21 protein-coding genes are annotated in these 22813 nt (G+C 73.5%); 11 read left to right on the top strand and 10 right to left on the bottom strand.

Translation table 11 applies throughout. From position 1 onward, the window contains the following. Positions 1-52 precede the first annotated feature (52 nt). Positions 53-991: an ABC transporter ATP-binding protein gene (locus ACEZDE_RS05330; RefSeq protein ID WP_380532886.1), complete on the top strand. Its 939-nt coding sequence runs from the start codon at positions 53-55 to the stop codon at positions 989-991. Continuing rightward, positions 988-2193, top strand: coding sequence for an ABC transporter permease (locus ACEZDE_RS05335; RefSeq protein ID WP_380532887.1), 1206 nt, complete (start codon positions 988-990; stop codon positions 2191-2193). Before ACEZDE_RS05330 ends, ACEZDE_RS05335 begins: the two co-directional genes overlap by 4 nt. Positions 2194-2206: 13 nt before the next feature. Here the strand turns inward: ACEZDE_RS05335 and ACEZDE_RS05340 are convergent, their stop codons facing one another. Beyond that, a complete protein-coding gene (locus ACEZDE_RS05340; protein ID WP_380533342.1) occupies positions 2207-4159 on the bottom strand; it encodes an AAA family ATPase in 1953 nt (650 codons plus the stop codon). A gap of 970 nt (positions 4160-5129) precedes the next feature. Between ACEZDE_RS05340 and ACEZDE_RS05345 the strand changes: the two genes are divergently transcribed. Beyond that, positions 5130-6311: an acyl-CoA dehydrogenase family protein gene (locus tag ACEZDE_RS05345; protein ID WP_380532889.1), complete on the top strand. Its 1182-nt coding sequence runs from the start codon at positions 5130-5132 to the stop codon at positions 6309-6311. Between the two features lie 15 nt (positions 6312-6326). Here ACEZDE_RS05345 and ACEZDE_RS05350 read toward each other — a convergent pair whose 3' ends face one another. Next, complete coding sequence (locus ACEZDE_RS05350) at positions 6327-6716, bottom strand: hypothetical protein (protein ID WP_380532891.1); 390 nt, start codon at positions 6714-6716, stop codon at positions 6327-6329. A gap of 241 nt (positions 6717-6957) precedes the next feature. On the opposite strand from ACEZDE_RS05350, the gene ACEZDE_RS05355 reads away from it, so the two are divergent. The 5 genes from ACEZDE_RS05355 (at position 6958) to ACEZDE_RS05375 (ending at position 12969) form a co-directional block, all read left to right on the top strand. After that, entirely contained in the window at positions 6958-7401 is a 444-nt protein-coding gene (locus tag ACEZDE_RS05355) for an Lrp/AsnC family transcriptional regulator (RefSeq protein ID WP_380532894.1), read from the top strand. A 28-nt stretch (positions 7402-7429) separates the two neighbouring features. Then, complete coding sequence (locus tag ACEZDE_RS05360) at positions 7430-9097, top strand: amidohydrolase (RefSeq protein WP_380532897.1); 1668 nt, start codon at positions 7430-7432, stop codon at positions 9095-9097. Between the two features lie 593 nt (positions 9098-9690). Continuing rightward, positions 9691-11400 carry an apolipoprotein N-acyltransferase gene (gene lnt / locus ACEZDE_RS05365; protein WP_380532899.1) on the top strand — a complete coding sequence of 570 codons (1710 nt, stop codon included), beginning with the start codon at positions 9691-9693 and terminating at the stop codon, positions 11398-11400. After that, positions 11381-12202 carry a polyprenol monophosphomannose synthase gene (locus ACEZDE_RS05370; protein ID WP_380532901.1) on the top strand — a complete coding sequence of 274 codons (822 nt, stop codon included), beginning with the start codon at positions 11381-11383 and terminating at the stop codon, positions 12200-12202. Before lnt ends, ACEZDE_RS05370 begins: the two co-directional genes overlap by 20 nt. Positions 12203-12375: 173 nt before the next feature. After that, positions 12376-12969, top strand: a complete 594-nt coding sequence (locus tag ACEZDE_RS05375; RefSeq protein ID WP_380532904.1) for an FxsA family protein — start codon at positions 12376-12378, stop codon at positions 12967-12969. 105 nt (positions 12970-13074) lie between these two features. On the opposite strand, the gene ACEZDE_RS05380 is transcribed toward ACEZDE_RS05375, so the two are convergent. The 7 genes from ACEZDE_RS05380 to ACEZDE_RS05410 all read right to left on the bottom strand — a co-directional run bounded on the left by ACEZDE_RS05380 (position 13075) and on the right by ACEZDE_RS05410 (position 20160). Further along, positions 13075-13449, bottom strand: coding sequence for an RNA polymerase-binding protein RbpA (locus ACEZDE_RS05380; protein ID WP_380532907.1), 375 nt, complete (start codon positions 13447-13449; stop codon positions 13075-13077). Between the two features lie 232 nt (positions 13450-13681). Then, positions 13682-15043, bottom strand: coding sequence for an MFS transporter (locus ACEZDE_RS05385; protein WP_380532908.1), 1362 nt, complete (start codon positions 15041-15043; stop codon positions 13682-13684). 35 nt (positions 15044-15078) lie between these two features. Beyond that, a complete protein-coding gene (locus ACEZDE_RS05390; RefSeq protein ID WP_380532911.1) occupies positions 15079-15885 on the bottom strand; it encodes a glycerophosphodiester phosphodiesterase in 807 nt (268 codons plus the stop codon). Positions 15886-15930: 45 nt separating this feature from the next. Then, the gene (locus tag ACEZDE_RS05395; protein WP_380532914.1) at positions 15931-16512 is read right to left on the bottom strand and encodes a TetR/AcrR family transcriptional regulator; all 582 of its coding nucleotides are present in this window, start codon (positions 16510-16512) and stop codon (positions 15931-15933) included. 95 nt (positions 16513-16607) lie between these two features. After that, positions 16608-18155 (bottom strand): amino acid permease, encoded by a 1548-nt coding sequence (locus ACEZDE_RS05400; RefSeq protein ID WP_380532917.1) that lies wholly within the window; start codon positions 18153-18155, stop codon positions 16608-16610. Between the two features lie 167 nt (positions 18156-18322). Continuing rightward, positions 18323-19954 (bottom strand): hypothetical protein, encoded by a 1632-nt coding sequence (locus tag ACEZDE_RS05405; protein ID WP_380532920.1) that lies wholly within the window; start codon positions 19952-19954, stop codon positions 18323-18325. Between the two features lie 11 nt (positions 19955-19965). Further along, positions 19966-20160, bottom strand: a complete 195-nt coding sequence (locus tag ACEZDE_RS05410; RefSeq protein ID WP_380533344.1) for a hypothetical protein — start codon at positions 20158-20160, stop codon at positions 19966-19968. Positions 20161-20563: 403 nt separating this feature from the next. Here ACEZDE_RS05410 and ACEZDE_RS05415 point away from each other — a divergent pair, with 403 nt between their 5' ends. The 3 genes from ACEZDE_RS05415 to ACEZDE_RS05425 are packed head-to-tail and all read left to right on the top strand — an operon-like array spanning position 20564 to position 22147. Beyond that, positions 20564-20956, top strand: a complete 393-nt coding sequence (locus ACEZDE_RS05415) for an ankyrin repeat domain-containing protein (RefSeq protein WP_380532922.1) — start codon at positions 20564-20566, stop codon at positions 20954-20956. 43 nt (positions 20957-20999) lie between these two features. Continuing rightward, positions 21000-21536, top strand: coding sequence for a GNAT family N-acetyltransferase (locus ACEZDE_RS05420; RefSeq protein ID WP_380532923.1), 537 nt, complete (start codon positions 21000-21002; stop codon positions 21534-21536). A 32-nt stretch (positions 21537-21568) separates the two neighbouring features. Then, positions 21569-22147, top strand: a complete 579-nt coding sequence (locus ACEZDE_RS05425) for a DoxX family protein (protein ID WP_380533346.1) — start codon at positions 21569-21571, stop codon at positions 22145-22147. A 20-nt stretch (positions 22148-22167) separates the two neighbouring features. Here the strand turns inward: ACEZDE_RS05425 and ACEZDE_RS05430 are convergent, their stop codons facing one another. Further along, positions 22168-22800 (bottom strand): dihydrofolate reductase family protein, encoded by a 633-nt coding sequence (locus tag ACEZDE_RS05430; RefSeq protein ID WP_380532925.1) that lies wholly within the window; start codon positions 22798-22800, stop codon positions 22168-22170. Between the last annotated feature and the right edge of the window lie 13 nt (positions 22801-22813).

The following is a 22813-nucleotide window of genomic DNA, read 5'->3' on the forward strand; positions in this document are numbered from 1 at the left end:
TTCGGTCCGGGGGATGATCGGAATCTCGGACACGGGGGAGAGGGAGCAGCGCGTGAGTGATCGCAGACTGGAGGTGGACGGCGTCTCCAAGCGGTACGGGGACACCGTCGCGCTCAGCGACATGACGTTCGACGTCAGGGCCGGGGAGGTGTTCGGGTTCGTCGGCAGCAACGGCGCAGGCAAGACCACCACCATGCGGATCGCCCTGGGCGTCCTCGCCGCCGACGCCGGGGAGGTGCGCTGGGACGGCGCGCCGGTGACCCTGGAGACCCGCAGCCGGATCGGCTACATGCCGGAGGAGCGCGGGCTCTACCCGCGGATGCGGGTCGGCGAGCAGTTGGAGTACCTGGCCAGGCTGCACGGCCTGACCCGGGCCGACGCGGTCCGGGCCACCCGCGAGTGGACCACCAGGCTCGGGGTGGACGGCCGGATCGGCGACGAGGTGCAGAAGCTCAGCCTGGGCAACCAGCAGCGGGTGCAGCTGGCCGCGGCGCTGGTGCACCACCCGGAGATTCTGGTGCTGGACGAGCCGTTCTCCGGCCTGGACCCGGTCGCGGTGGACGTGATGAGCGAGGTGCTCAGGGAGAAGTGCGCCGAGGGCGTCCCGGTGGTCTTCTCCAGCCACCAGCTGGAGCTGGTCGAGCGGATCAGCGACCGGGTCGGCATCGTCCGGGCCGGCAGCATGGTCGCGGTCGGCCCGGTCGCCGAGCTGCGCGGCCGGGGCACCGAGGAGCTGGTGGTGGACGCGCCGCAGGCCGCGCCCGGCTGGGCGGACGGGCTGCCCGGGGTCGCCGTCCGCTCGCACCAGGGGCAGCGCACGGTGCTGGCGCTGGGCGACGGCGCGGACGACCAGGCGGTGCTGCGGGCGGCGCTGGCCACCGGACCGGTGCGGGAGTTCGCCCGGCGGCTGCCGACGCTGACCGAGCTGTTCCGGGACGTGGTCAGCGCCGACGAGGCGACGAAGGACGAGTGCAAGGGGGCGGCGGCATGAGTGACAAGCTCCGGATCGGGTCGTGGCAGGCGATCCGGCTGGTCGCCTGGCGCGAGATCGCGGTCCGGGTCCGCAGCAAGGCGTTCCTGATCCTGCTGGCGATCACCGCCGTGGCGGCCGTGGCCGCCCCGCTGATCACCCACTTCGCCAACCTCAGCTCGGGCCCGACGAAGATCGCGGTGGTCCGTCAGGACGCCGCGCTGGCGCCGGCGCTGGAGGCCACCGCGCGCCACCTCGGCCAGAACGTCACCGTCAGCACCGTCGCCGACCACGCGACCGGGGTGGACCAGGTGAAGTCCGGGACGGTGTCGGTCCTCGCCGAGGTCGGCCCGCACGGCATCGAGGCGACGGTGAAGCGGACCCTCGGCGATCCGACCACCCAGCTGTTCTACGTCACCGGCCAGCAGGCCGTGCTGACCGAGCAGATCACCGCGCTGGGCAAGGACCCGGCGCCGGTGCTGCAGGCGGTCGGCGGCACCCAGGTGTCGGTCACCCCGCTGCAGCCGGCCGCCGCGAACAACGGGCAGCGGATCACCATCGCCATCGTCGCGGGCCTGCTGCTCTACATGACGCTGATGTTCGTGGGCCAGTCGGTGGCCCAGGGCGTGGTCGAGGAGAAGTCCAGCCGGGTGGTCGAGCTGCTGCTCGCCACGCTGCGGCCGTGGCAGCTGCTGGCCGGGAAGGTGGCCGGGGTCGGCGTGCTGGGGCTGGTGCAGTTCATCGTCCCGGCCGGGCTCGGGGTCGGCGTCGGCATGGCGGTCGGCGCGATCACCCTCTCCCTGGGCAGCTCGGTCGGCACCGTGCTCTGGGCCCTGGCCTGGTACGTGGTCGGCTTCGCCGTGTACGCGCTGGTGTTCGCGGCGCTCGGGGCGACCGTCTCCCGGCAGGAGGACGTCGGCGGGCTGACCTTCCCCGCGGTCATGCCGCTGATCGTGGCCTGGGTGGTCGGCATCTCCGTGGTGCCGTCCAACCCGGGCAGCTCGCTGGTGACCTGGCTGTCGATGGTCCCGCCGTGCGCGCCGGTGCTGATGCCGATGCGGATCGCCATGGGGGTGGCCCCGACCTGGCAGATCCTGCTGTCGCTGGCGCTGACCATCGCCTTCGCCGGGCTGCTGCTGCGGCTCGCCGGGCGGATCTACCGCAACTCGGTGCTGCGGAGCGGGGCGAGGATCCCGCTGCGGGAGGCGCTGAAGGCGGCGTGAGGTCCGCGGGCGGCTAGGGGCGGCCGTCGATGAGCTCGCCGTAGGCCTGGAGCACGTCCGGGAGTCGGAGGGTGGCCAGGTCCTGGCGGGTCGGGGCCTCGGCCATCATCGACAGCCGCAGGTCCCGGTAGGCGCAGGACTTCTCGTAGAGGGTCCGCATGAAGCGGCCGTTGCCCAGCTCGTCGATCCAGCCCTCGCGCACCACGTGGGCGCAGATGCTGCGCAGTTCCTCCAGCGCCTCCTCGTCCCAGAAGTCGCCGTCGGCCTCGGCCAGGGCCTGGCCGATCGAGGTCAGCTCGGCCGGGCGGTAGCTGGGGAAGTCGACCCGGCTGGTGAAACGGGAGTTGAGCCCGGGGTTGGCGGCCAGCAGCCGGTTCATCCCCTCCGGGTAGCCGGCCAGGATCACCACGAGCCGGTCCCGGTTGTCCTCGGCCCGTTTCAGCAGCACCTGCAGCGCCTCGTCGCCGTAGGCGTCGCCCTTGCTGTAGCCGGAGTTGGCGAGGCTGTAGGCCTCGTCCACGAACAGCACGCCGTCCAGCGCCGAGTCGATCAGCTCATTGGCCTTGACCGCGGTCTGGCCGAGGAACTCGCCGACCAGGTCCGCCCGTTGGGCCTCGACCAGGTGGTCGCCGGAGAGCAGCCCCAGCGCGTAGAACACCCGGCCCAGTATCCGTGCCACCGTGGTCTTCCCGGTGCCGGACGGGCCCGAGAACACGAAGTGACGTTTCGGCGGCTGCACCGGCAGCCCCTGGTCCGCGCGCAGCTGAGCCATCCTCAACTGTGCTGACAGCGCCAGCACTTGGCGCTTCACCGGCTCCATCCCGACCATCCGCTCCAGCTCGGCCAGGGCCGCCTCCAGCCTGGGCCGGTCCGGCTGCGCGCTGGTCCCCGGCGGCAGCGCGGCGGTCGGGGCGGCGGCCCGGTGCCGGGCGCTGCCGGGGCCGTCGTCGTCGGGCCCGGCCGCCGCGTCCTGGCCGGGGCCGTCGCTCTGCGGGGCGGCCTGCAGGTCGGCGTCGAGTAGCCCGGGGAGGTAGGAGCCCTCGAACTCGCCGTCGTCGTCGGAGCCCTCGGCGCCGCCGTCCTGGTAGCCGCCGTCCGGGTAGGAGTCGTAGAACGAGCTCTCGTAGACCTGGTCCGGCAGCGGGTCGGCGAAGGGGTCGGCCGACTGGCTCGGCGGCGGGACCGGGCCGCCGCCACTGGCGTGCCGCGGGCGCTGCGGGGTGGGCGGCGCCGGGGCCTCCAGCATGGCCGGGTCCACCCCGTCCTCCGCGGTGATCGCGGCCAGCCGGGCGGCGGTGTCCATGAAGCCGGGATCGACCCGGTGCACCGCCCGGTACAGCGACAGCGCCGCCGCGCTGCGCCCGCCGCCCTCGTAGGCGCGGGCCAGCCAGTAGCGCAGCTCCTTGCGCTGCGGCTGCTCGGAGCGGCAGCGGGCCAGCGATCCGGCCAGCGGCAGTTCGGCCTGGCCGCACATGTCGAGCCGGACCCGGGCCATCCCGCCGAAGAGACCCGCCTCGATGCCCAGTAACGGGTCGTCCAGCAGGCCGTCGGTGTCCCTGATCAGCTGCTCCCAGTCCTTGAGCAGGTAGGAGCGGCAGGCGTGCAGGAAGCGGACCGAGCTGTCCTCCTCCCGGGCCGGACAGTCGGCCAGGGCCTGCTCCAGCTCGGCCAGGTGCCGCCCGTCCAGCCAGTGCGAGGCATGGGCGAGGGAGAGGTCGCGGACGTCCTCCAGCACCGGCTGGACCCACCAGCCGAGCCAGTACCAGGAGCTGAGCGGACGGCGGTGCCGGCGCCGCTGCTCGCCGAAGCGCTCGCGGTGCCGGTGCATGGCCAGCAGGGCGGCCGAGGTCTCCGAGCGCAGCGCGTGCAGGCCAAGCCAGGCGTCGGCCATGCCGGGGTCGATCCGCACGGCGGCGCGGAACTCCTCCTCGGCCCTGGTGTAGGCGCCGGCGGTGTAGGCGTCCATGGCGCGCAGCCAGGCGCGGTCGGCCAGGCTGCTGGGCCGCCTGCCGTCAGTGTCCTCTGTCCTCACCGGTCAGTCCCCCTGCTGTGCGCGGCTGTGCCGGTCACACAGCGTCCGAACCGCCGGTCGCCCCCCATGGATGACCGTGCGGACAACGCTCCATGACGCTTCGTCGGCGGGTGCGAACCACTACCGCGCCCTGCTGGCATGGTACCGGTGGCGTGCTGATCCGGAAGGGTGCCGGACAGCGATGACCACCCTGGACATCCGTCGCCGGACGGTGCCCGCGGGTCCGCTGTGACGCCTGCGGCCACACCCCGTCACGGCCGGGCGGCGAACCCGTCCGCAACCCCCTGATTCTCCGCCTTCCGCGGCCGGCCCTCACGGTCGTTCCCGGGAATGGCATAGTCCGACCGGAACGGATGATCACTCTTAGTGAGCCGTGGTGCGGAAAAGCACAATCGCCGACCGAGCTGAGTTGCTCAGAGGCCACGGGGGAACGGCCTCTGAGCAACCCAGCAGGATCGGCGACGCGTCGTCCGGGGAGGATCCCCCGGAATGCCCACACCGTTGTCGTGTGCGCTGGACAGAACGTAGTTCCTGTCCAGGGGGCAGGTCAAGGGGCTGCGGCGGGAGGGATCGGCGGCGGCTCCGCGGCGGGCGGCGGTCCGGCGGCCCCGGCGTCCGGCCCGGCGCTCCCGGGCGGGGGCCTCCGCGGCGGGCGTCCGCGTACCCGGCACGGGTGATCACGTTCCGTTACCTACCCGTTGGTATGCGTCGCACCGGCCTCCCGGGCCGCCGAACGGCCGCCCGCCGCTGGTGACGCGGGGCCCGGAATGGGGCATACTCACCTCGCCACGCATGTTAGCGAGCGTTCACTGAGACCCGGTGGCGGCGCGCCGGTGGCCGGTGAGGCGGCGCCCGTGAACCCGGAGGCGTCCAGGCCGCGATGCGCAGGAGGCGTGAGCCCGCGATGAGCCGTTCGGACGGAGCCCTGAACCCCGGAGCCGTGAAGCCGTTGGACCGTCAACTCCCCAGCGAGGAGGCCGCCGACCTGCTCGCGCTGACCCGTGAGCTGGTCGCCCGCGAGATCCTGCCGCAGGTGGCGGAGGACGAGGCGGACGGCGTGTTCCCGCGCGAGACCATGCGGCTGCTCGGCCGGTCCGGCCTGCTCGGCCTGCCCTACCCGGAGGAGTACGGCGGCGGGGAGCAGCCCTACGAGGTCTACCTCCAGGTGCTGGAGGAGCTGGCGGCGGGCCGGCTCACCGTCGGCCTGGGCGTCAGCGTGCACACCCTGGCCTGCCACGCGCTGGCGACCTTCGGCAGCGAGCAGCAGAAGCAGGACTGGCTGCCGGAGCTGCTCGGCGGCGAACTGCTGGGCGCCTACTGCCTCTCCGAGCCGCAGTCCGGCTCCGACGCGGCGGCGCTGAGCACCCGCGCCGAGCGCGACGGCGACGGCTACACCGTCACCGGCACCAAGGCCTGGATCACCCACGGCGGCGTCGCCGACTTCTACAGCACCATGGTCAGGACCGGCGGCCCCGGCGCGGGCGGCATCAGCGTGCTGCTGGTGCCCGGCGACACGCCGGGCGTGGTCGCGGACACGCCGGAGCGGAAGATGGGCCTCAAGGGCTCGCCGACTGCCCAGGTGCGCTTCGAGGGCGCCAGGGTCGACGCCGGACGGCTGGTCGGGGTCGAGGGACAGGGCTTCTCGATCGCGCTGTCCGCGCTGGACTCGGGCCGGCTCGGCATCGCCGCCTGCGCGATCGGGGTGGCCCGCGCGGCGCTGGACCACGCGGTGGAGTACGCCAGGACCAGGACCCAGTTCGGCAAGCCGATCGCCGAGTTCCAGGGCCTGTCGTTCATGCTCGCCGACATGGCCACCGCAGTGGAGGCGGGCCGCGCGCTCTACCTCTCCGCGGCGCGGCGCAGGGACGCCGGGCTCGCCTTCAGCAAGGAGGCGGCGATGGCCAAGCTGTTCTGCACCGACGCCGCGATGCGGGTCACCACCGACGCGGTGCAGGTGCTCGGCGGGTACGGCTACACGGCCGACCACCCGGTGGAGCGGTACATGCGCGAGGCCAAGGTGCTGCAGATCGTGGAGGGCACCAACCAGATCCAGCGCATGGTGATCGGCCGCAAGCTGACCGGGTGACCGGCTGACGCGTCGTCAGCGGCTGCGCTGGGCCGGGATCCGGAGCCGGTACGGCCGCGATCCGGGGCCGCCGACGTGCGAGAACGGCTGCCGCCGCCAGTCCAGCTCCGGCGGCAGCGCCAGCAGCTCCTCCAGCGACGGCTCCGGGTCGAAGCCGGGCTCGTCCTCCAGGTCCTCGGCGTCGTCCACCGGGCGGCCGGAACCGGGGCAGACCGCGGGGGAGAAGGGGTGCCAGGCGGTGGGCAGCACCGCGTGCTGCGGGAACAGGTACTCGTCGCCCACCAGGGCGATCGGCCGGTCGCAGTCGGGGCAGCGGAGGCGCTGGATGTCCCAGGTCTCGCCGTCGCCGGGGTCGGTCCCCGGCATCGGTTCGACGGCAGGCGTCAGCTCATCGGCGACAGACATGTGGTTCCCCCTTGGAGAAGGATGGCGACGACCCTGGCGTGGCAGGGCGGCGGTCGCCAACACTGGTGCGATCCTCCCGATCCCTCAGCAGTCCCCGGGCGGAGGAGGATTCACAGCGAGGACTTCCCAGCCGGGCCCCGCGGTAATCCCCTGCCGAGGGTGGCACTTCCCCCAGGTCACTGTGGCCTTGGTCACATTCGGCGGTGTCCAGGACCGGTCGCGGTCGGATAGCCTCCGAGGCGTGGAGGAACTGGACCGACAGATCGTGCAGCTGCTCGTCGCCGACGGGCGGATGAGCTACACCGACCTGGGCAAGGCCACCGGCCTGTCCACCTCGGCGGTGCACCAGCGGGTGCGCCGCCTGGAGCAGCGCGGGGTGATCCGCGGCTACGCCGCCATCGTCGACCCGGAGGCGGTCGCGCTGCCGCTGACCGCGTTCATCTCGGTGAAGCCGTTCGACCCCAGCGCCCCCGACGACGTCCCGGAGCGGCTGGCCCCGCTGGAGGAGATCGAGGCCTGCCACAGCGTCGCCGGGGACGAGAACTACATCCTCAAGGTCCGGGTCTCGGTCCCGGGGGACCTGGAGCACCTGCTCACCAGGATCCGCACCGCGGCCGGCGTCTCCACCCGCACCACGGTGGTGCTCAGCACCCCCTACGAGGCCCGCCCGCCCCGGCTGAGCTGACGGTCCGGCGCGGGGCAGACTGGTGCCCATGACCCACGCCTCCGCTCCCGCCCTGCCCGGCCCCGGCGACCCCGCCGTACGCACCCTGCTGCTGCGCGGCGGTGACGTCTACAGCCCGGCCGACCCCTTCGCCACCGCCCTGCTGGTGCAGGACGGCACGGTCGCCTGGGTCGGCTCGGACAGCGCCGCGGAGAGCTACGCGCGGGACGCCGACGCCGTGGTCGAGCTGGACGGCGCGCTGGTCACCCCGGCCTTCGTGGACGCCCACCTGCACGCCACCTCCACCGGCCTGGCGCTGACCGGCCTCGACCTCACCGGCTGCCCCAGCCTGGCCGAGGCGCTGCGCCGGATCCGGGAGTTCGTCCGGGCCCAGCCCGCCGCCGCCGGGGCCGGGGGCGTGCTGATGGGCCACGGCTGGGACGAGGCCGGCTGGCCCGAGGGCCGCCCGCCGACCCGCGAGGAGCTGGACCAGGCCTGCGAGGGAGCGGCGGTCTACCTCTCCAGGACCGATGTGCACTCGGCGCTGGCGTCCGGCGCGCTGCTGGCGCTGGTGGGCACCGGCCCCGGCACCGGCCTCGGTGAGTATCCGCTCACCCGCGACGCGCACCACGCCGTCCGGCGGGCCGCGCTGGCCTGGCAGACCCCCGACCAGCGCGAGGCCGCGCAGCGGGCGACCCTGCGCCGGGCCGCCGAGCTGGGCATCGGCGCGGTGCACGAGTGCGCGGGGCCCGACATCTCGTCGGAACAGGACCTGGCCGGGCTGCTGGCACTGGCCGCCGAGGGCGGCGCCACCCCGGAGGGCAGGGCCACCCCGGAAGTCTTCGGCTACTGGGGCGAGGCCGGCGCGGTGGACACCGCCCGCCGGCTGGGCGCGGTCGGCCTCGGCGGCGACCTCTTCGTGGACGGCGCGGTCGGCTCGCACACCGCCTGCCTGCACCACCCCTACGCGGACGACGCCGGGACCGCCGGGGCCGGGTACCTGACCGCCGATCAGATCGCGGCCCATGTGCTGGCCTGCACCGAGGCCGGGATCCAGGCCGGCTTCCACGCCATCGGCGACGCCGCGCTGACCGCGGTGGTGGCGGGGGTCCGCGCGGTGGCGGACAAGCTCGGCATCGCCCGGGTCCGGGCGCTGCGGCACCGGGTCGAGCACGCCGAGCTGATGACCGCGGAGACCGTTGCCGGCTTCGCCGAGCTGGGCCTGACCGCCTCGGTCCAGCCCGCCTTCGACGCGGCCTGGGGCGGCCCGGACGGGATGTACGCGGCCCGGTTGGGCGCGGACCGGGCCGCCGCGATGAACCCGTTCGCGGCCATGGTCAGGGCCGGGGTGCCGCTGGCCTTCGGCTCCGACGCGCCGGTGACTGCGCTCGACCCCTGGGGCGCGGTCCGCGCCGCGGCCTTCCACCGCACCCCCGGGCACCGGATCTCGGTCCGGGCCGCCTTCACCGCGCACACCAGGGGCGGCTGGCGCGCGCTGGGCCGGGACGACGCCGGGGTGCTGGTGCCGGGCGCGCCCGCGTCCTACGCCGTCTGGGCGCCGACCGACCTGGTGGTGCAGGCCCCGGACGAGCGGGTGTCCAACTGGTCCACCGACCCCCGTTCGGGCGTGCCGGGCCTGCCCGACCTCACCCCCGGCGCCGCGCTGCCGCGCTGCCTGGCGACTGTGGTCAACGGCCGTACCGCGTACCTGGCATAAGGAACGGGCGATCCGCCGGGCGGGTGGTCGCGGGCGTCCGGATACCGCCGAACGGCGGGTGTCCCGAGTGTCGCCGACAGCCCGATTACCGGGGCCTGACCTGCGAAAACCCCTTGTTTGAGCTGGTCGGAGGGTGGTTGACAGCTGGCGGGAGACGGCGAGTAGGTTCGGCCGGGTCCACCTTCCGGATTCCTCCGCAGGACCGACCGACCGGATCACCTCCACGCAAAACCCGGGACCACAACTGGGCCATCGAGCGGCGTCCCCGCCAGGGGAACGCCGACAGGCAGCCAGGTCCAGTCGCTCCAGGCCCGGGGAGCGCGGGCGCCGGCAGGCCAACCGGGGCCGGTCGGTTAGGTGCGACCCGAGCACGGCCCGGACGCTCAGTAGACAACGGCCTTCGGTCGATCCGCAGCCAGCGGACCCCAGGTCGGACCGAAGAGCGTCCGGGCCGCGCCCGTCGGACGATGCGCCGTCGGCGCCGCCCCCTCCTGTGAGCTGCGGGAAGATTGGGGCCTGTGGGCCGACCCGGCAGGTTCACGTTGTACGGTCTTCGGATACGTACCCCCAACGCGTGAGTGAGTGTGGCGCTCGTGGTCCTTCCCCTCGACCCCGGTCTGCGTGCCGGCGGTGGCGGCAGCGCCGACGCGGGCGCCGACGCCGTGCCCGCGCGCGCGGCCGGCTCCTGGCTGAGCCGACGCCGCGCCGTGGTCCGCGCCGGGCTTCCGCGCACCGGCCTGGCCGTGGTCTGCGGGGTGCTGCTGGCGCTGTCCTTCCCGCCGTACGGGGCCTGGCCGCTGTCGCTGGTCGCGGTCGCCGGGCTCAGCCTGCTCACGTACCGCCGCACGCCCCGGCAAGCGGCCTGGACCGGCTTCGCCTTCGGCGCGCCGTTCCTGATCTGGCTGCTGGCCTGGCTGACCGTGATCGGCGCGGACGCCTGGCTGCTGCTGGCCGTGTTCGAGTCGCTGTTCCTGGCGCTGATGGCGGCCGGCCTCGCCGTGGTCAGCCGGCTGCCCGGCTGGCCGGTGTGGACCGCCTGCCTCTGGGTCGCCCAGGAGTGGGCCAGGGACCGGGTGCCGCTCGGCGGCTTCCCTTGGGGGCGGCTCGCCTTCGCCAACACCTCCTCGCCGTTCACCCCGCTGGCCGCCCTCGGCGGCGCGCCGCTGGTGACCTTCGCGGTGGCGCTCGGCGGCGCGCTGCTGGCCGCGGCGGCGCTGGCGCTGCGCACCGGCGCCAGGACCAGGTCCGGCCGGGCCAAGGCGCTCGGCGCGGTCGCCTTCGCGCTGGCGGCGGGACTGGTCGGCTACGCGGTGCCGCTGCCGACCGCGGGCACCACCGCGGGCGGCCCGGCCCAGGCCGACGTGGCGATCATCCAGGGCAACGTCCCGCACGCCGGGATGGACTTCCTCGGCCGCCCGATGCAGGTGCTGCAGAACCACGTCCGGGCCACCGACGCGCTGGCCGCGCGGGTGGCCGCGGGCAAGGCCGAGCAGCCGCAGCTGGTGATCTGGCCGGAGAACTCCTCCGACGTCGACCCGTACACCACCCCCGAGGCCTACAACGCGATCCAGCAGGCGGTGGACACCATCAAGGCGCCGATCCTGGTCGGCGCTCTGGTCGACGGCCCGGACCCGCAGCACGTCCAGAACGAGGGCATCGTCTGGGCCCCGTCGAACTCCGCCACGCCCGGACCGGGGGCGCATTACACCAAGCAGCACCCGGTGCCGTTCGGCGAGTACGTGCCGTTCCGCGCGGTGCTGTCGAAGTACATCACCCGGCTGCAGCGCGTGGCCCGTGACTTCGCCCCCGGTACCCGTACCGGTATCCTGCAGGTCGGTCCCGCCAGGATCGGTGACGTGATCTGTTTCGAAGTGGCGTACGACGGCATCGTCACCGATGCGGTGGACAAGGGAGGCCGGGTGCTGGTGGTGCAGACGAACAATGCCACGTACGAGCACACCGACCAGCCCGACCAGCAGTTCGCGATGTCCCGGCTGCGCGCCGTCGAGCACGGCCGGGCCGTGCTGATCGCCGCGACCAGCGGGATCAGCGCGGTGATCGAGCCGGACGGCAGCGTCCAGCAGCGGACCAAGCTCGCCACCGCCGCCGAGATCGAGTCCACCGTGCCGCTCCGGGACCCGCTGACGCTCGCCGACCGGGTCGGTGCGGCCCCCGAGTGGACCCTCGCGGTGCTCGGGCTGCTCGCGGTCGCCGCTGGCGTGGCCACAGCCGGACGGCGACGCGCCGACGAACGAGAGACAACGCCGACGAAGGGGCCGGTCCGTGACGGACAGCAGCACTGAGGGCAACGAGACCTTTGGTGACCTGGGCAGGATCCTCGTGATCATCCCGACCTACAACGAGGTCGAGAACATCCCGCTGATCACCGCCCGGGTCCGCGCCGCCGTGCCCGAGGCCCACATCCTGGTCGCCGACGACAACAGCCCGGACGGCACCGGCGCGGTCGCCGACCGGATCGCCGCCGCCGACCCCAACGTCCAGGTGCTGCACCGCAAGGGCAAGGAAGGGCTGGGCGCCGCCTACCTGGCCGGCTTCCGCTGGGGCATCGAGCACGGCTTCGACGTCCTGGTCGAGATGGACGCGGACGGCTCGCACCAGCCCGAGCAGCTGCCCCGGCTGCTGACCGGGCTGCGGCACGGCGCCGACCTGGTGCTCGGCTCGCGCTGGGTGCCCGGCGGCGAGGTGGTCAACTGGCCGGCCAGCCGTCAGTTCATCTCCCGCGGCGGCAGCCTCTACTCGCGGACCATGCTCAAGGTGCCGATCCGCGACGTCACCGGCGGCTACCGGGCCTTCCGCAAGCAGACCCTGCTCGGCCTCGGCATGAGCGAGGTGGCCTCGCAGGGCTACTGCTTCCAGGTGGACCTGGCCTGGCGCGCGGTCCGGGCCGGCTTCACCGTCGTCGAGGTGCCGATCACCTTCGTCGAACGGGAGCTGGGGGCCAGCAAGATGAGCCGCAACATCCTGGTCGAGGCGCTGGTCCGGGTCTCCGCCTGGGGCGTCAACTACCGCCTGGGCCGGGTGCCCGCCCCGGTCGCCGAGCCGGAGCCCGCGCCGTCCCCGGAGGCGCGCAGCGCACGGGGCTGACCCTGCGTCGGCGCGACCCCGCGTCGCCCGGCACCCGGGCGCTGCGCCCGGAGCGCGCCGCTCCGGCTTCCCTGGCAGGCTGATCCCGACGGCGCCTCCGGTGGAACACCGGTCCGGTTCCGCACGTTGACCGGAGCAGAGGCAGCCCCGAGCACAAGGGAAGTGGCAGCGCAGTGAGCCAGGTACGAGCCGACACCCGGCCCCCGCGGAGACTCCGCAGGTTCCTGCCGCTGGTCGTGGCGGCCTGGGCGGTGCTGGAGATCTGGCTGCTGATCCAGCTGGCCGGGGTGATCGGCGGGCTGGGCGTGCTGGGCGTGCTGCTCGGCGCGGCGCTGCTGGGCGGCTGGGTGATCAAGCGGGCCGGGATGCGGGCGCTGCGGGCCACCACCGCCGGGATGCGCGGCGGACCGTTCGGCGCGGCGCCGGGCACGGGCCCGGTGGTCGACCCGGGCGGCGATCCGATCGCCAGGGAGAGCCGCACCGCGGTCACCATCGTCGGCGGGCTGCTGCTGATCGTGCCGGGCCTGCTGTCCGACCTGCTCGGGCTGGCCTGCCTGTTCCCGCCGACGGCGCGGCTGCTGCGCCGGTTCCCGGAGCGCTGGGTGCGCCGCAGCACCGAGCGGCTGCGGATCCACCGCCCGGACGGCAAGGTGGTCCCCGGCGAGGTCATCGTGGGTGAGGTGGTCGACCCCGACCCGTTCGCCAAGAAGGCCCGGCGGAACCCGAACGACCCCTACGGCTACGGCGACCGGGACCAGCTCCACTGAACCGAGCCGGTCGGCAACACGGCAGGGCCCGGGACGCGGTACCTGGTGGTGGTACCGCGTCCCGGGCCCTGCCGTGCCTGCCCTGGCGGGGGCGGGCTGCCTGGATCAGGCCGACTTGCGGCTGTCACGGGGATGGACGGCGATGTTCATCCGACCGGACCGCAGCACTGCGAGCCGTTCGGCGAGCACCTCCTCCAACTCCTCGCGGGTGCGCCGCTCCATCAGCATGTCCCAATGCGTCCGGGCCGGCTTGGCCTTCTTCTCCTCCGGCTCGTCGCCGTTGAGCAGGAGTGCCTCGCTGCCGCAGAAGCGGCATTCCCACACGGTGGGGATCTCGGCCTCTACAGAGAACGGGACCTCGAAGCGGTGTCCGTTCGTACATGCGTACTCGACGGTCTGGCGCGGGGCCAGGTCGATGCCGCGGTCGGTCTCGTAGCTGGTGGCCCCGAGTCGCGTGCCGCGGAGAGCTCGCTCACTCATGAATCGTGCCTCCCGGGCTTATGGCCCACAGGACTGGATGTCGCTGTCTTCGTCGATTGGTGCAACGCGCGGCAACCGTCGAAGATTCCCGGTAGGGGGAAGCGTCTTCCGTCGTGCCGCCCCTGTTTGTACCCACACCCGCCCGATTTGTCACATCTGGACGTGGATATCACCCTGAGTCGTGCAATTTTTGCATGCAGTGACGGTGTCAGCCGCTCATCTGAGGCGTACACTACAGCCGCTCCGGGACCGGGTTGCCCACCGCCTGGACCGCGCGGGCCACCGGAACCCGGAGCAGCAGCAGGAATCCGATCACGAAGAACACCAGCAGCGAGATGATCGCCGCCCGGTAGCTCCCGGTCAGCTGGTAGGCGAGGCCGAAGACCAGCGGGCCCATCCAGCTGGTGCCCCGGTCGCTGATCTTGTAGAGGCTGAAGTACTCGGCCTCCCGCCCGGCCGGGATCAGGTGCGAGAAGATCGACCGGGACAGCGCCTGGCTGCCACCCAGCACCAGCCCGATCAGCACCGCCAGCAGGAAGAACCAGGCCGGGCTGCGGGCCGGCATCACATAGCCGAGGGCCAGCGTCAGCACCCATCCGACCAGCGAGCCCAGCACGGTCCGCTTGGCGCCGAAGCGGCGGGCCAGCCGGCCCAGCAGCAGCGCCCCGGCGATGGCGACCACCTGCACCAGCAGGATCGCGATGATCAGCGTCTGCTGGCCCATGTGCAGTTCCTTGCTGCCGAACAGCGAGGCTTGCGAGACCACGGTCTGGATGCCGTCGTTGTAGCAGAGGAAGGCCGCCAGGAAGAGCAGCGTGAGCGGGTAGCGGCGCATCCCGCGCAGGGTGGCCAGCAGCTCGCGCACGGTCCCGCCGGCCGCCTCCGGGGCGCGTTCGGCCGGGGCGCTCAGCGCCGCCGCGCCGTACTGCGGCCTGGTCGGCAGTCTGAGCATCGGCAGCACGGTGAACGCGGCCCACCAGGCCCCGGCCGAGGCCAGGCAGAGCCGCACCGCGGTCGCCTCGGACAGCCCCAGCGCGTCCCGGCCCTCGTACAGGGCCAGGTTGACGATCAGCAGCAGCCCGCCGCCGCCGTAGCCGAAGGCCCAGCCCTTGGACGAGACCGCGTCGCGGTCGTCCGGGGCGGCCAGTCCCGGCAGGAAGGAGTTGGCCAGGGCGGCCGAGACGGCGTAGCAGATGTTCGCGGCCACCAGCAGGCCGCCGCCGAGCAGGTAGCGGTCGCCGCGCAGGAAGAACATCCCGAGCGTGGCCGCGGCCCCGGTGTAGGCGAAGCCGCAGAGCAGGAACCGGTGCCGCCCGGTCCGGTCGGCGACCGTCCCGGCCAGCAGCATCACCAGCACCGAGAGCAGCACCGAGGCGGAGACCGTGTACGGGTAGAACGAGCCGGCCCGGACCGGGATACCGAGCGGGTGGACGTCCCCGTGGGCGTCGGCGGCGTTGGTCGCCACGGTGGTCAGGTAGGGGCCGAGGAAGACGGTCAGCACCGTCGCCGAGAACGCCGCGTTGGCCCAGTCGTTGAAGAACCAGCCGTACTGCTGGCGGCGCAGCAGGCCGGGCTGTCCTGAGGTGGTGGTCACGTGTGGTGCTGCTCCCCCGTGGGCCCCGGCCGGGGTCAGCCCGGCCAGGTGCCGCGTTCGATCAGGGCATCGCGCAGGATGTCGATGCGATCCGCCATGATGCCATCCACGCCGAGGTCGAGCAGCGCGTGGATCCGTTCCGCGCTGTCCACGGTCCAGACGTGCACCTGGAGGCCGAGCCGGTGCGCGGCGCGGACGAAGGTGCGGTCCACCAGCGGCGGCCCGCTGTCCGGCCAGCGCACCGGCACCTGCACGCAGACCGCCTGCCGCCGGGCGGCGGCCCCGAGCACCCGGTCCACCGGCACCGGGCCGGTCAGCGAGCGCAGCCGCAGGCCGAGCACCGCGCGCGGGGCGAGCGCGGTGGCCAGCCGGGGCCCGGCCGCGGCGCGGACCGCGGCCAGCCGGCCGTCGGAGAAGGAGCCGACGCAGACCCGTTCCCAGGCGTCGGCCCTGCGGATGGCGTCCGCCAGCGGGCGGACCGCGCCGGGGGACTTCACGTCGACGTTGAAGCGGGTGTCGGGGAAGGCGTCCAGCAGCTCGTCGAAGCGCGGGATCGGCTCCCGGCCGGCGATCCGGGCGGCCGAGACGGTGCGCCAGGGCAGCGAGCCGACCGCGCCGTGCCCGTCGGTGACCCGTTCCAGCCTGCTGTCGTGGAAGGCGACCAGGACGCCGTCCGCGGTGCTGTGGACGTCCGTCTCCAGGTAGCGGTAGCCGAGGGCGACCGCGCGGGTGAAGGCCGGGAGGGAGTTCTCCGGGCCGCCGAGGGCGCCGCCGCGGTGGGCGAAGGCGAGCGGGCCCTGGTGGTCCAGGAACGGGTGGCGCGGGAGGCTGCGGCTCGTCACGGGCAGCAGGATCGCATGCCGCGGGGCCGGTCGCTGACTGAAGATTCAGTCCCGGCCGAGTCCGGCCAGCTCCACCTCGATGGCCTCGGCCAGCAGCCGCCTGGCGTGGCCGAGCGGGACCGAGCCGCTCAGCCAGCGCACGCTCAGCCCCTCCAGCAGGGCGGTCAGCCGCTCGGCGGCGGCGGCGTGGGCGGGCGCGGGGCCGGTCGGGCGGATCCGGCCGAGCAGTTCGGCGATCTCCTGGACCCACTCCAGGGTGGCCCTGGCCAGGTCCTCGCGCAGGTCCTGGTCGAACACCGCGGTCGCCCGCAGCTCGCCCCAGGCAGTGCTGTTCTCGCGGACGGCCGGGGTGTCCTGCAGCTCCAGCAGCAGGGTCTGCTCCAGCTCCTGGCGCGGGGTGGCCGGGGGCGCCGCCGGGTCGCGCTCGTGGGTGTAGCGCCCGGCCCGGTCGTTGATGAACTCCAGGGTGTGCCGCAGGATGCCGGCCCGGTCGGTGAAGTGGTAGTAGATCAGCGAGGTGGACACCCCCGCCTCCGCCGCCAGTTCCTCCACCCGGAGGCCGCGGACGCCACGGCGCGCGATCACCCGGGTGGCTGCTTCCAGTAGTGCCGTTCGACGATCTGCCACAGCGGCACCCTATAGCGTCGCCGCACATCTTGACTAAAACTTCAGCGCCGGTGCGGGCGTCCGGGGGAGCGGACGCCCGCACCGGCACGGGTGGCTCAGACCGTGCCCAGATCCCGTTCGACGGCGGCGAGTTCCTCCGCCGTGCCCTGGACCTTGGGGCCGGTGAACCACCGGTGGGCGGAGACCAGCCACCAGATGCCGGCGAAGCCGATCACCACGACCACCGCGATCGGCGCGTAGTTGAAGGACTTCACCGTCACCGGGCTGACCTGGGGCAGCATGAACAGCACGGTGATCACCACCACCCAGCCCACCGCGACGGTGCCGACCAGCCGGCTCCAGCGGCCCAGGTGCCAGGGGCCGCGGACGAAGCGGTCGCCCTGCAGCAGCCGCAGGAAGGTCGGGATCACATAGGCGATGTAGAGGCCGATCACGGCGATCGAGGTGACCGCCGCGTAGGCGGTGGAGTTCCACAGGTACGGCAGGCCGAGCAGGAAGGCCCCGCCCGCGGCCAGCCAGACCGCGTTGGTGGGGGTACGGGTGCGGGGGTTGATCCGGTGCCAGAGCGCAGAGCCCGGCAGCGCGCCGTCCCGGGAGAAGGCGTAGACCATACGGGAGTTGGCGGTGACCGAGCTCATCCCGCAGAACAGCTGCGCGCCGACCACCACGAGCAGCAGCAGCTTGCCGCCGGTGGCGCCGACCGCGTCGATGAAGATCTGGGCCGGCGGGACGCCGGTGGCGCTGCCCAGCTCCCCGCTGTAGCTCTGGATGGCGAAGGTGATGCCGATCAGCAGCACCCAGCCCGCCACCAGCGAGACGATGATCGACATCACGATGCCGCGCGGTCCGGAGCGGGCCGCGTCATGGGTCTCCTCGGTCATGTGCGCGGAGGCGTCGTACCCGGTGAAGGTGTACTGCGCCAGCAGCAGGCCGAGCGCGGCCACGTAGAGGGTGCTGTGCCAGCCGGTGGTGTTGGCGAAGTGGGTGAAGACGAAGGACGCCGACTGGTGGTGCGAGGGGGCGATGGCCAGCGCTCCGACGATCACCAGCACGCCGAGCACGTGCCACCACACGCTGATGTTGTTGAGCAGCGCGACCAGCCGCACCCCGAAGGTGTTCAGCGCCCCGTGCAGCAGCAGGATCAGGCCGAACAGCAGCACGGTGTGGCCGGGGGTGGCGGTGAACCAGCCCTGGATGTCCAGCAGTGCGTTGAGGAACTGGGCCGCGCCGAAGTCGATGCCCGCGGTGACCGCGACCTGGCCGATGAAGTTGAACCATCCGGTGAACCAGCTGACCACCGGGCCGCCCCGGCCCGGGGCGAGCTTGGCGGCCCAGTAGTACAGGCCGCCCGCGGTCGGGAAGCTGGAGCAGACCTCGGCCATGGACAGCCCGACCAGCAGGGTCATCAGTCCGACGAAGGGCCAGCCCCAGACGATCAGGACCGGGCCGCCGGTGTTCATGCCGTACCCGTAGAGGGTCAGGCAGCCGGAGAGGATCGAGATGATGGTGAAGGAGACGGCGAAGTTGGAGAACCCGGACATGGTCCGGGAGAGCTCCTGGGCGTAGCCCAGTTCGTGCAGGCGCTGTTCGTCGGCGGTGCGCTCGGTGGGGGCGGTGGCGGCGGGGGCGGGCTCGGAGGACATGTGCACCTCTCGTCGGGTGCGGACCGCTCAATGGTCTGCGAGTGGTCCATTGGCGCACTATTGAGCCCGGGTCGAGGTCGGCCGTCAAGGGGTTCATACCGGTGGATCGAACGGAAGGAGCCCCCGGCGGGACGGCCGGGGGCTCCAGGTAATGCTGTGACGGATCGTCAGGGTGCTTGCATCGCCGGGGTGATGGGGGCGGCGATCTCCCCGGTGCGCTCCTCCGGGGTCTCCTCGTGTTCGATCCGCTCGGTGCGTTCGGTACGCTCCGCGCGGTCCGGGACCGGCTTGGTGAGCGAGGTCCCGGCCGGGGCCTCGGTGCGGCTGTCGGCGTGCGGCAGCAGGGCGATCACCGCGTCCCGCTGGTCCGCCGGGGTCTCCTCGTCCAGCGGGTCCGGCGCGGCCGGGACCTGGAGCCGGAACGGCGGGTGGACGCCGAGCCGGGCGTAGCCGCGGCCCGGGGGCGTGTGGCTGGGCGGGGTGATGTCCAGCGGCGCGCCCAACGCCTCCGGCGCCAGGTCCGGGTCCAGCGGGCCGAGCACCACCCGGGCCCGGCAGGCGGACCGCACCGTCGGCTTGATCCGCGGCAGCGCGTCCAGGTGGTCCGCGACCACCACGGTGAGGTGCGCGGTCCGGCCGTGCCGGAGCGGCACCTCCAGCAGGTCCTGCGGGTCGGGACGGCCCTCGGCCTGGGCCAGCTCGCTCAGCTCGGCCGGGTGGTCCAGCAGCAGCCACAGCGGGCGGACGGTATCGGCCGGCGGCGCGATCCCGCTGCGCTTGGCCAGGTTGTGGGCGTCCAGCCGGCGCTGGGTCTCGTTGGCGGCCCACTCCAGCGCGGCCAGCGCGCCGTGCAGGCTGGTCTCCACCGTGTGCACGCCGGGGCGGCCGACCAGGCAGGCGTGCTCGCCGGTGCCCGCGCCGTCGATCACCACGATGTCGCCGGTGACCAGCGCCTGCAGGGCGAGCGAGCGGAGCAGGGTGGAGGTGCCCTGGCCCTGGGTGCCCAGCGCCAGCAGGTGCGGCTCGCCGGCCCGCGGGCCGGTCCGCCACAGCACCGGCGGCTGGTGTGCGGTGGACGAGCCCTGACGCACCGGGATCATCCGGTTGGTGCTGGTGGAGTCGGTGAAGCCGAGCACCACCTCGCCCTGCGCGGTGACGTACGGCTGCGCCGTGATGTCGGTGGGCAGCGGGGCCAGGGCCGACACCTGGAGCTGGTTGGTCTCCTCGTCCCAGGTGAAGCGGTACTCGCGGCTGCGTCCGGCCTTGCTGTGGATCACGTGCTCGATCCGGGCTCTGGCGTGCGGCTCGGTGTCGGTGAAGTAGGCCGGGTAGCGCAGCTCCAGCGAGGTGAGCCGGCCTTCCGCGTCGAACTCCCAGCCGCTGAAGGCGTCCTTGAAGTCGCCGCCGTGGCTGAACATCGGGGTCGGGTCCGACTCGTGCACCAGGTAGGGGGTGAGCGCGGTGTAGATCGCGGCCAGCTTGAGCTGGCTGGTGTCCGGGGCCGGCTCGGCGGCCGGGGCCCGGTCCCGTCCGGCCCAGGCGGCGCTGCTCATCAGGGTGAGCAGCGCCAGCAGCGGGCCGTAGGGGAGCAGGGCGACGGCGGCGATCACCGCCACCGCGACCAGCAGGGCGGGCCCGCGGCGGTCCTTGGGCAGCCCGCCCCACCACTTGGCGGTCCACCGGCCCTGCGACCGCAGGCCGCGACCGATGGTGAGCAGCGGACCGAACATGTCGCTGGCGTGGTCGCCCGCGGTGCGGGCGAACTCGCGCCCCCGGGCCAGGTGCTGGGTCAGGGTCATCGGGGGGTTCCTCAGAACTTGATGCCGCTGAGCAGGCCGGCCAGGCTCTGGCCGCCGGCCGTGATGCTGGGGGCGATCGCGGTGCCGGCCAGGTAGAAGCCGAACAGGGCGCAGACCAGGGCGTGGGAGATCTTCATGCCGTCCTTGCGGAAGAACAGGAAGGCGATGACGCCGAGCAGGACGACTCCGGAGATGGAGAGGATCACGGTGAACTCCTCGGTGGTGGGGACAGGCGCGGGGACCACGCCAGAGGGGATATCAGGCAATCGTCACAGAATGTCCCTATATCGTGACAAAAAGTAAGAGATGATGGGTAGGCGCAAACGGGTGGTTCTTGTTGAAGGCCGCAACCGAACCGCCGATAGGCCGCTCGGAGCAGTCCTCGGGGTGATGGTGTCCGCCGCCGCCGCCGGGTCGTGCGCGGCGCGCGGCACGTTCGCCCGTTCGGGTGCCTGGTCGGGCTCCGCCGACCGGGTCGACCCGGTGCCGGGGCGGGTTCCGGCGCCGGGAGTGGGACGGACCGCCGGCACCCGGCACAATGGCGTGGCCCGCACGGTCGTGCGGGCGTCGAACAGCAGCACGGACGACGGCGACGAGGAGCGGTGTGAGATGAGCGATCCGGTGGATCCCGAGCTGGTCGAGCTGGCCGGGCGGGTCTTCGACGCCGCGAGAACCGGCGACGCGCCCGCGCTGGCGGCCTACGTGGACGCGGGCGCGCCCGCCGACCTCTGCAACGACCGGGGCGACTCGCTGGTGATGCTCGCCGCGTACCACGGCCACGCCGACGCGGTCCGCACCCTGCTGGAGCGCGGCGCGGACCCGAACCGGGTGAACGACCGCGGCCAGACGCCGCTGGCCGGTGCGGTGTTCAAGGGCGCGGACGCGGTGATCGAGACCCTGCTCGCCGGCGGCGCCGACCCGCACGCGGGGCAGCCCTCGGCGGCGCTGACGGCGGAGATGTTCGGGAAGACCGCGCTGGTGGAGCGCTTCCGGGTGTACTGAGCGGGTGTACTGAGGGCCGCCGTCGGGATCGTAGGATCAACTGATGGACATCCGAGTCACCGGCTACGCCCACCCAGACGCCCAGCGCCTCGTCGCCGAGGTCCAGCAGGAGTACGTACGGCGCTACGGCGACCCGGACGCCACCCCGGTCGACCCCGCCGAGTTCGATCCGCCGAACGGCCTCTTCGCGGTCGTCTACGACGACGGCGGCAGCCCGGTCGGGACCGGCGCCTGGCGCGCCCGTGACGGCGGCGAGACCGGCCTGGCCGACGGCGACGCGGAGCTGAAGCGGATGTACACCGTGCCCTCGGCGCGCGGACGCGGGCTGGCCCGGCGGATGCTGCGCTTCCTGGAGGACGAGGCCCGCCGGGCCGGGCGGCTGCGGGTGGTCCTGGAGACCGGCACCGAGCAGCCCGAGGCGCTGGCCCTCTACGCCTCCGAGGGCTACCTCCCCACCGAGAAGTTCGGCCTCTACCGCGAGCACCCGCTGAGCGTCTGCCTCGCCAAGCCGCTGACCGCCGGGCCGCCGTCGGGCGGGGGCGCGGAGATCGCCGCAGACTGGTCGGAGACCGCTGTGTGATCGACCGTCACCGTCACGAAGGGCTGCGCACCATGGGCTGCTGGATCGACCGCAAGGACCTCGGGCTGCTGGCGCTGCGGCTCGGCACCGGGGGCGTGCTGTTCGCGCACGGCGCGCAGAAGCTGTTCGGCTGGTTCGGCGGGCACGGCCTGGAGGGCACCGCCAAGGGCATGGAGCACATGGGCTTCACCCCCGGCCGGCAGAGCGCGATCGCGGCCGGGCTCGGCGAGGCGGGCGGCGGCGCGCTGCTGGCCCTCGGGCTGGCCACCCCGGCCGCGGGGGCCGCGGCGGCCGGCGCCATGGCCGGTGCGGTCGCGGTGCACGCCCCGGCCGGGTTCTTCAACCAGAGCGGCGGCTACGAGTATCCGGCCTTCCTCGGTTTCGCCGCCGCGGGCCTGGGCCTCGCCGGGCCCGGCCGCTACTCGGTCGACCACCTCACCCGGCACCGGCTGGACCGCTCGGCGACGGTGCTGCTGGCCTTCGCGATCAGCGCGGTGGCCGCGACCGCGGTGGTCGGCAGCCGCACCCCGCCCGCCCCGGCCGCGGTCGCGGCCGACGCCGCGGACCAGGACGACCCGGCCGAGCCGGAGGGCCCGCAGGGCTCGGCCTGAGCCGCGGTTCAGGCGGCGGTTCAGGCGGCGGTGGGATAGCTGATGCGGTAGCTGAGGTGGGTGACGCCGGGCGCGTCCACCACGCCGATGCAGTCGAGCTGGACCCGGGCCGGGTCCAGGTGGTCCAGCAGCCGGACGCCGGCGCCGAGCACGATCGGGACCAGATGCAGCGTCAGTTCGTCCAGCAGTCCGGCTCGCAGGCAGGCCTGCACGGTGCCCGCCCCCATCACCCCCACCACGTCGCGGCCGTCGGCGGCGGCCCCGATCGCCGCCCCGGCCTGGGCGACGGCGGACTCGACGCCGTCGGTGACGAAGGTGTACTCCTCGTTCGGCGGCACCGGCTCGGGCGCGCGGTGGGTCAGCACGAACAGCGGGACGCCGGGCAGCGGCCCCTTGCCGGCCCAGCCGTCGGCGATGTCGTAGGTGCGCCGTCCGGCGATCACCGCGCCCACCTCGGCGGCCCCCGCGTCGAAGAACTCGGCGCTCTGCCGGGACATCCGGAAGGCCGGGTAGAACCGGCTCGGCGTGTCCCCGGCGTTGTACCAGTCGAACAGGGCGCGCCCGCCGGCTCCGAGCGGCTGCCCTGGACCGTCCTGGGGCCCGGCGATGTAGCCGTCGAGCGAGACGGAGAGGGCGGTGGCGATCCTGGACATGACGGAGACCTCC

Source organism: Streptacidiphilus cavernicola, assembly GCF_042510955.1.
Classification (GTDB): Bacteria; Actinomycetota; Actinomycetes; order Streptomycetales; family Streptomycetaceae; genus Streptacidiphilus; species Streptacidiphilus cavernicola.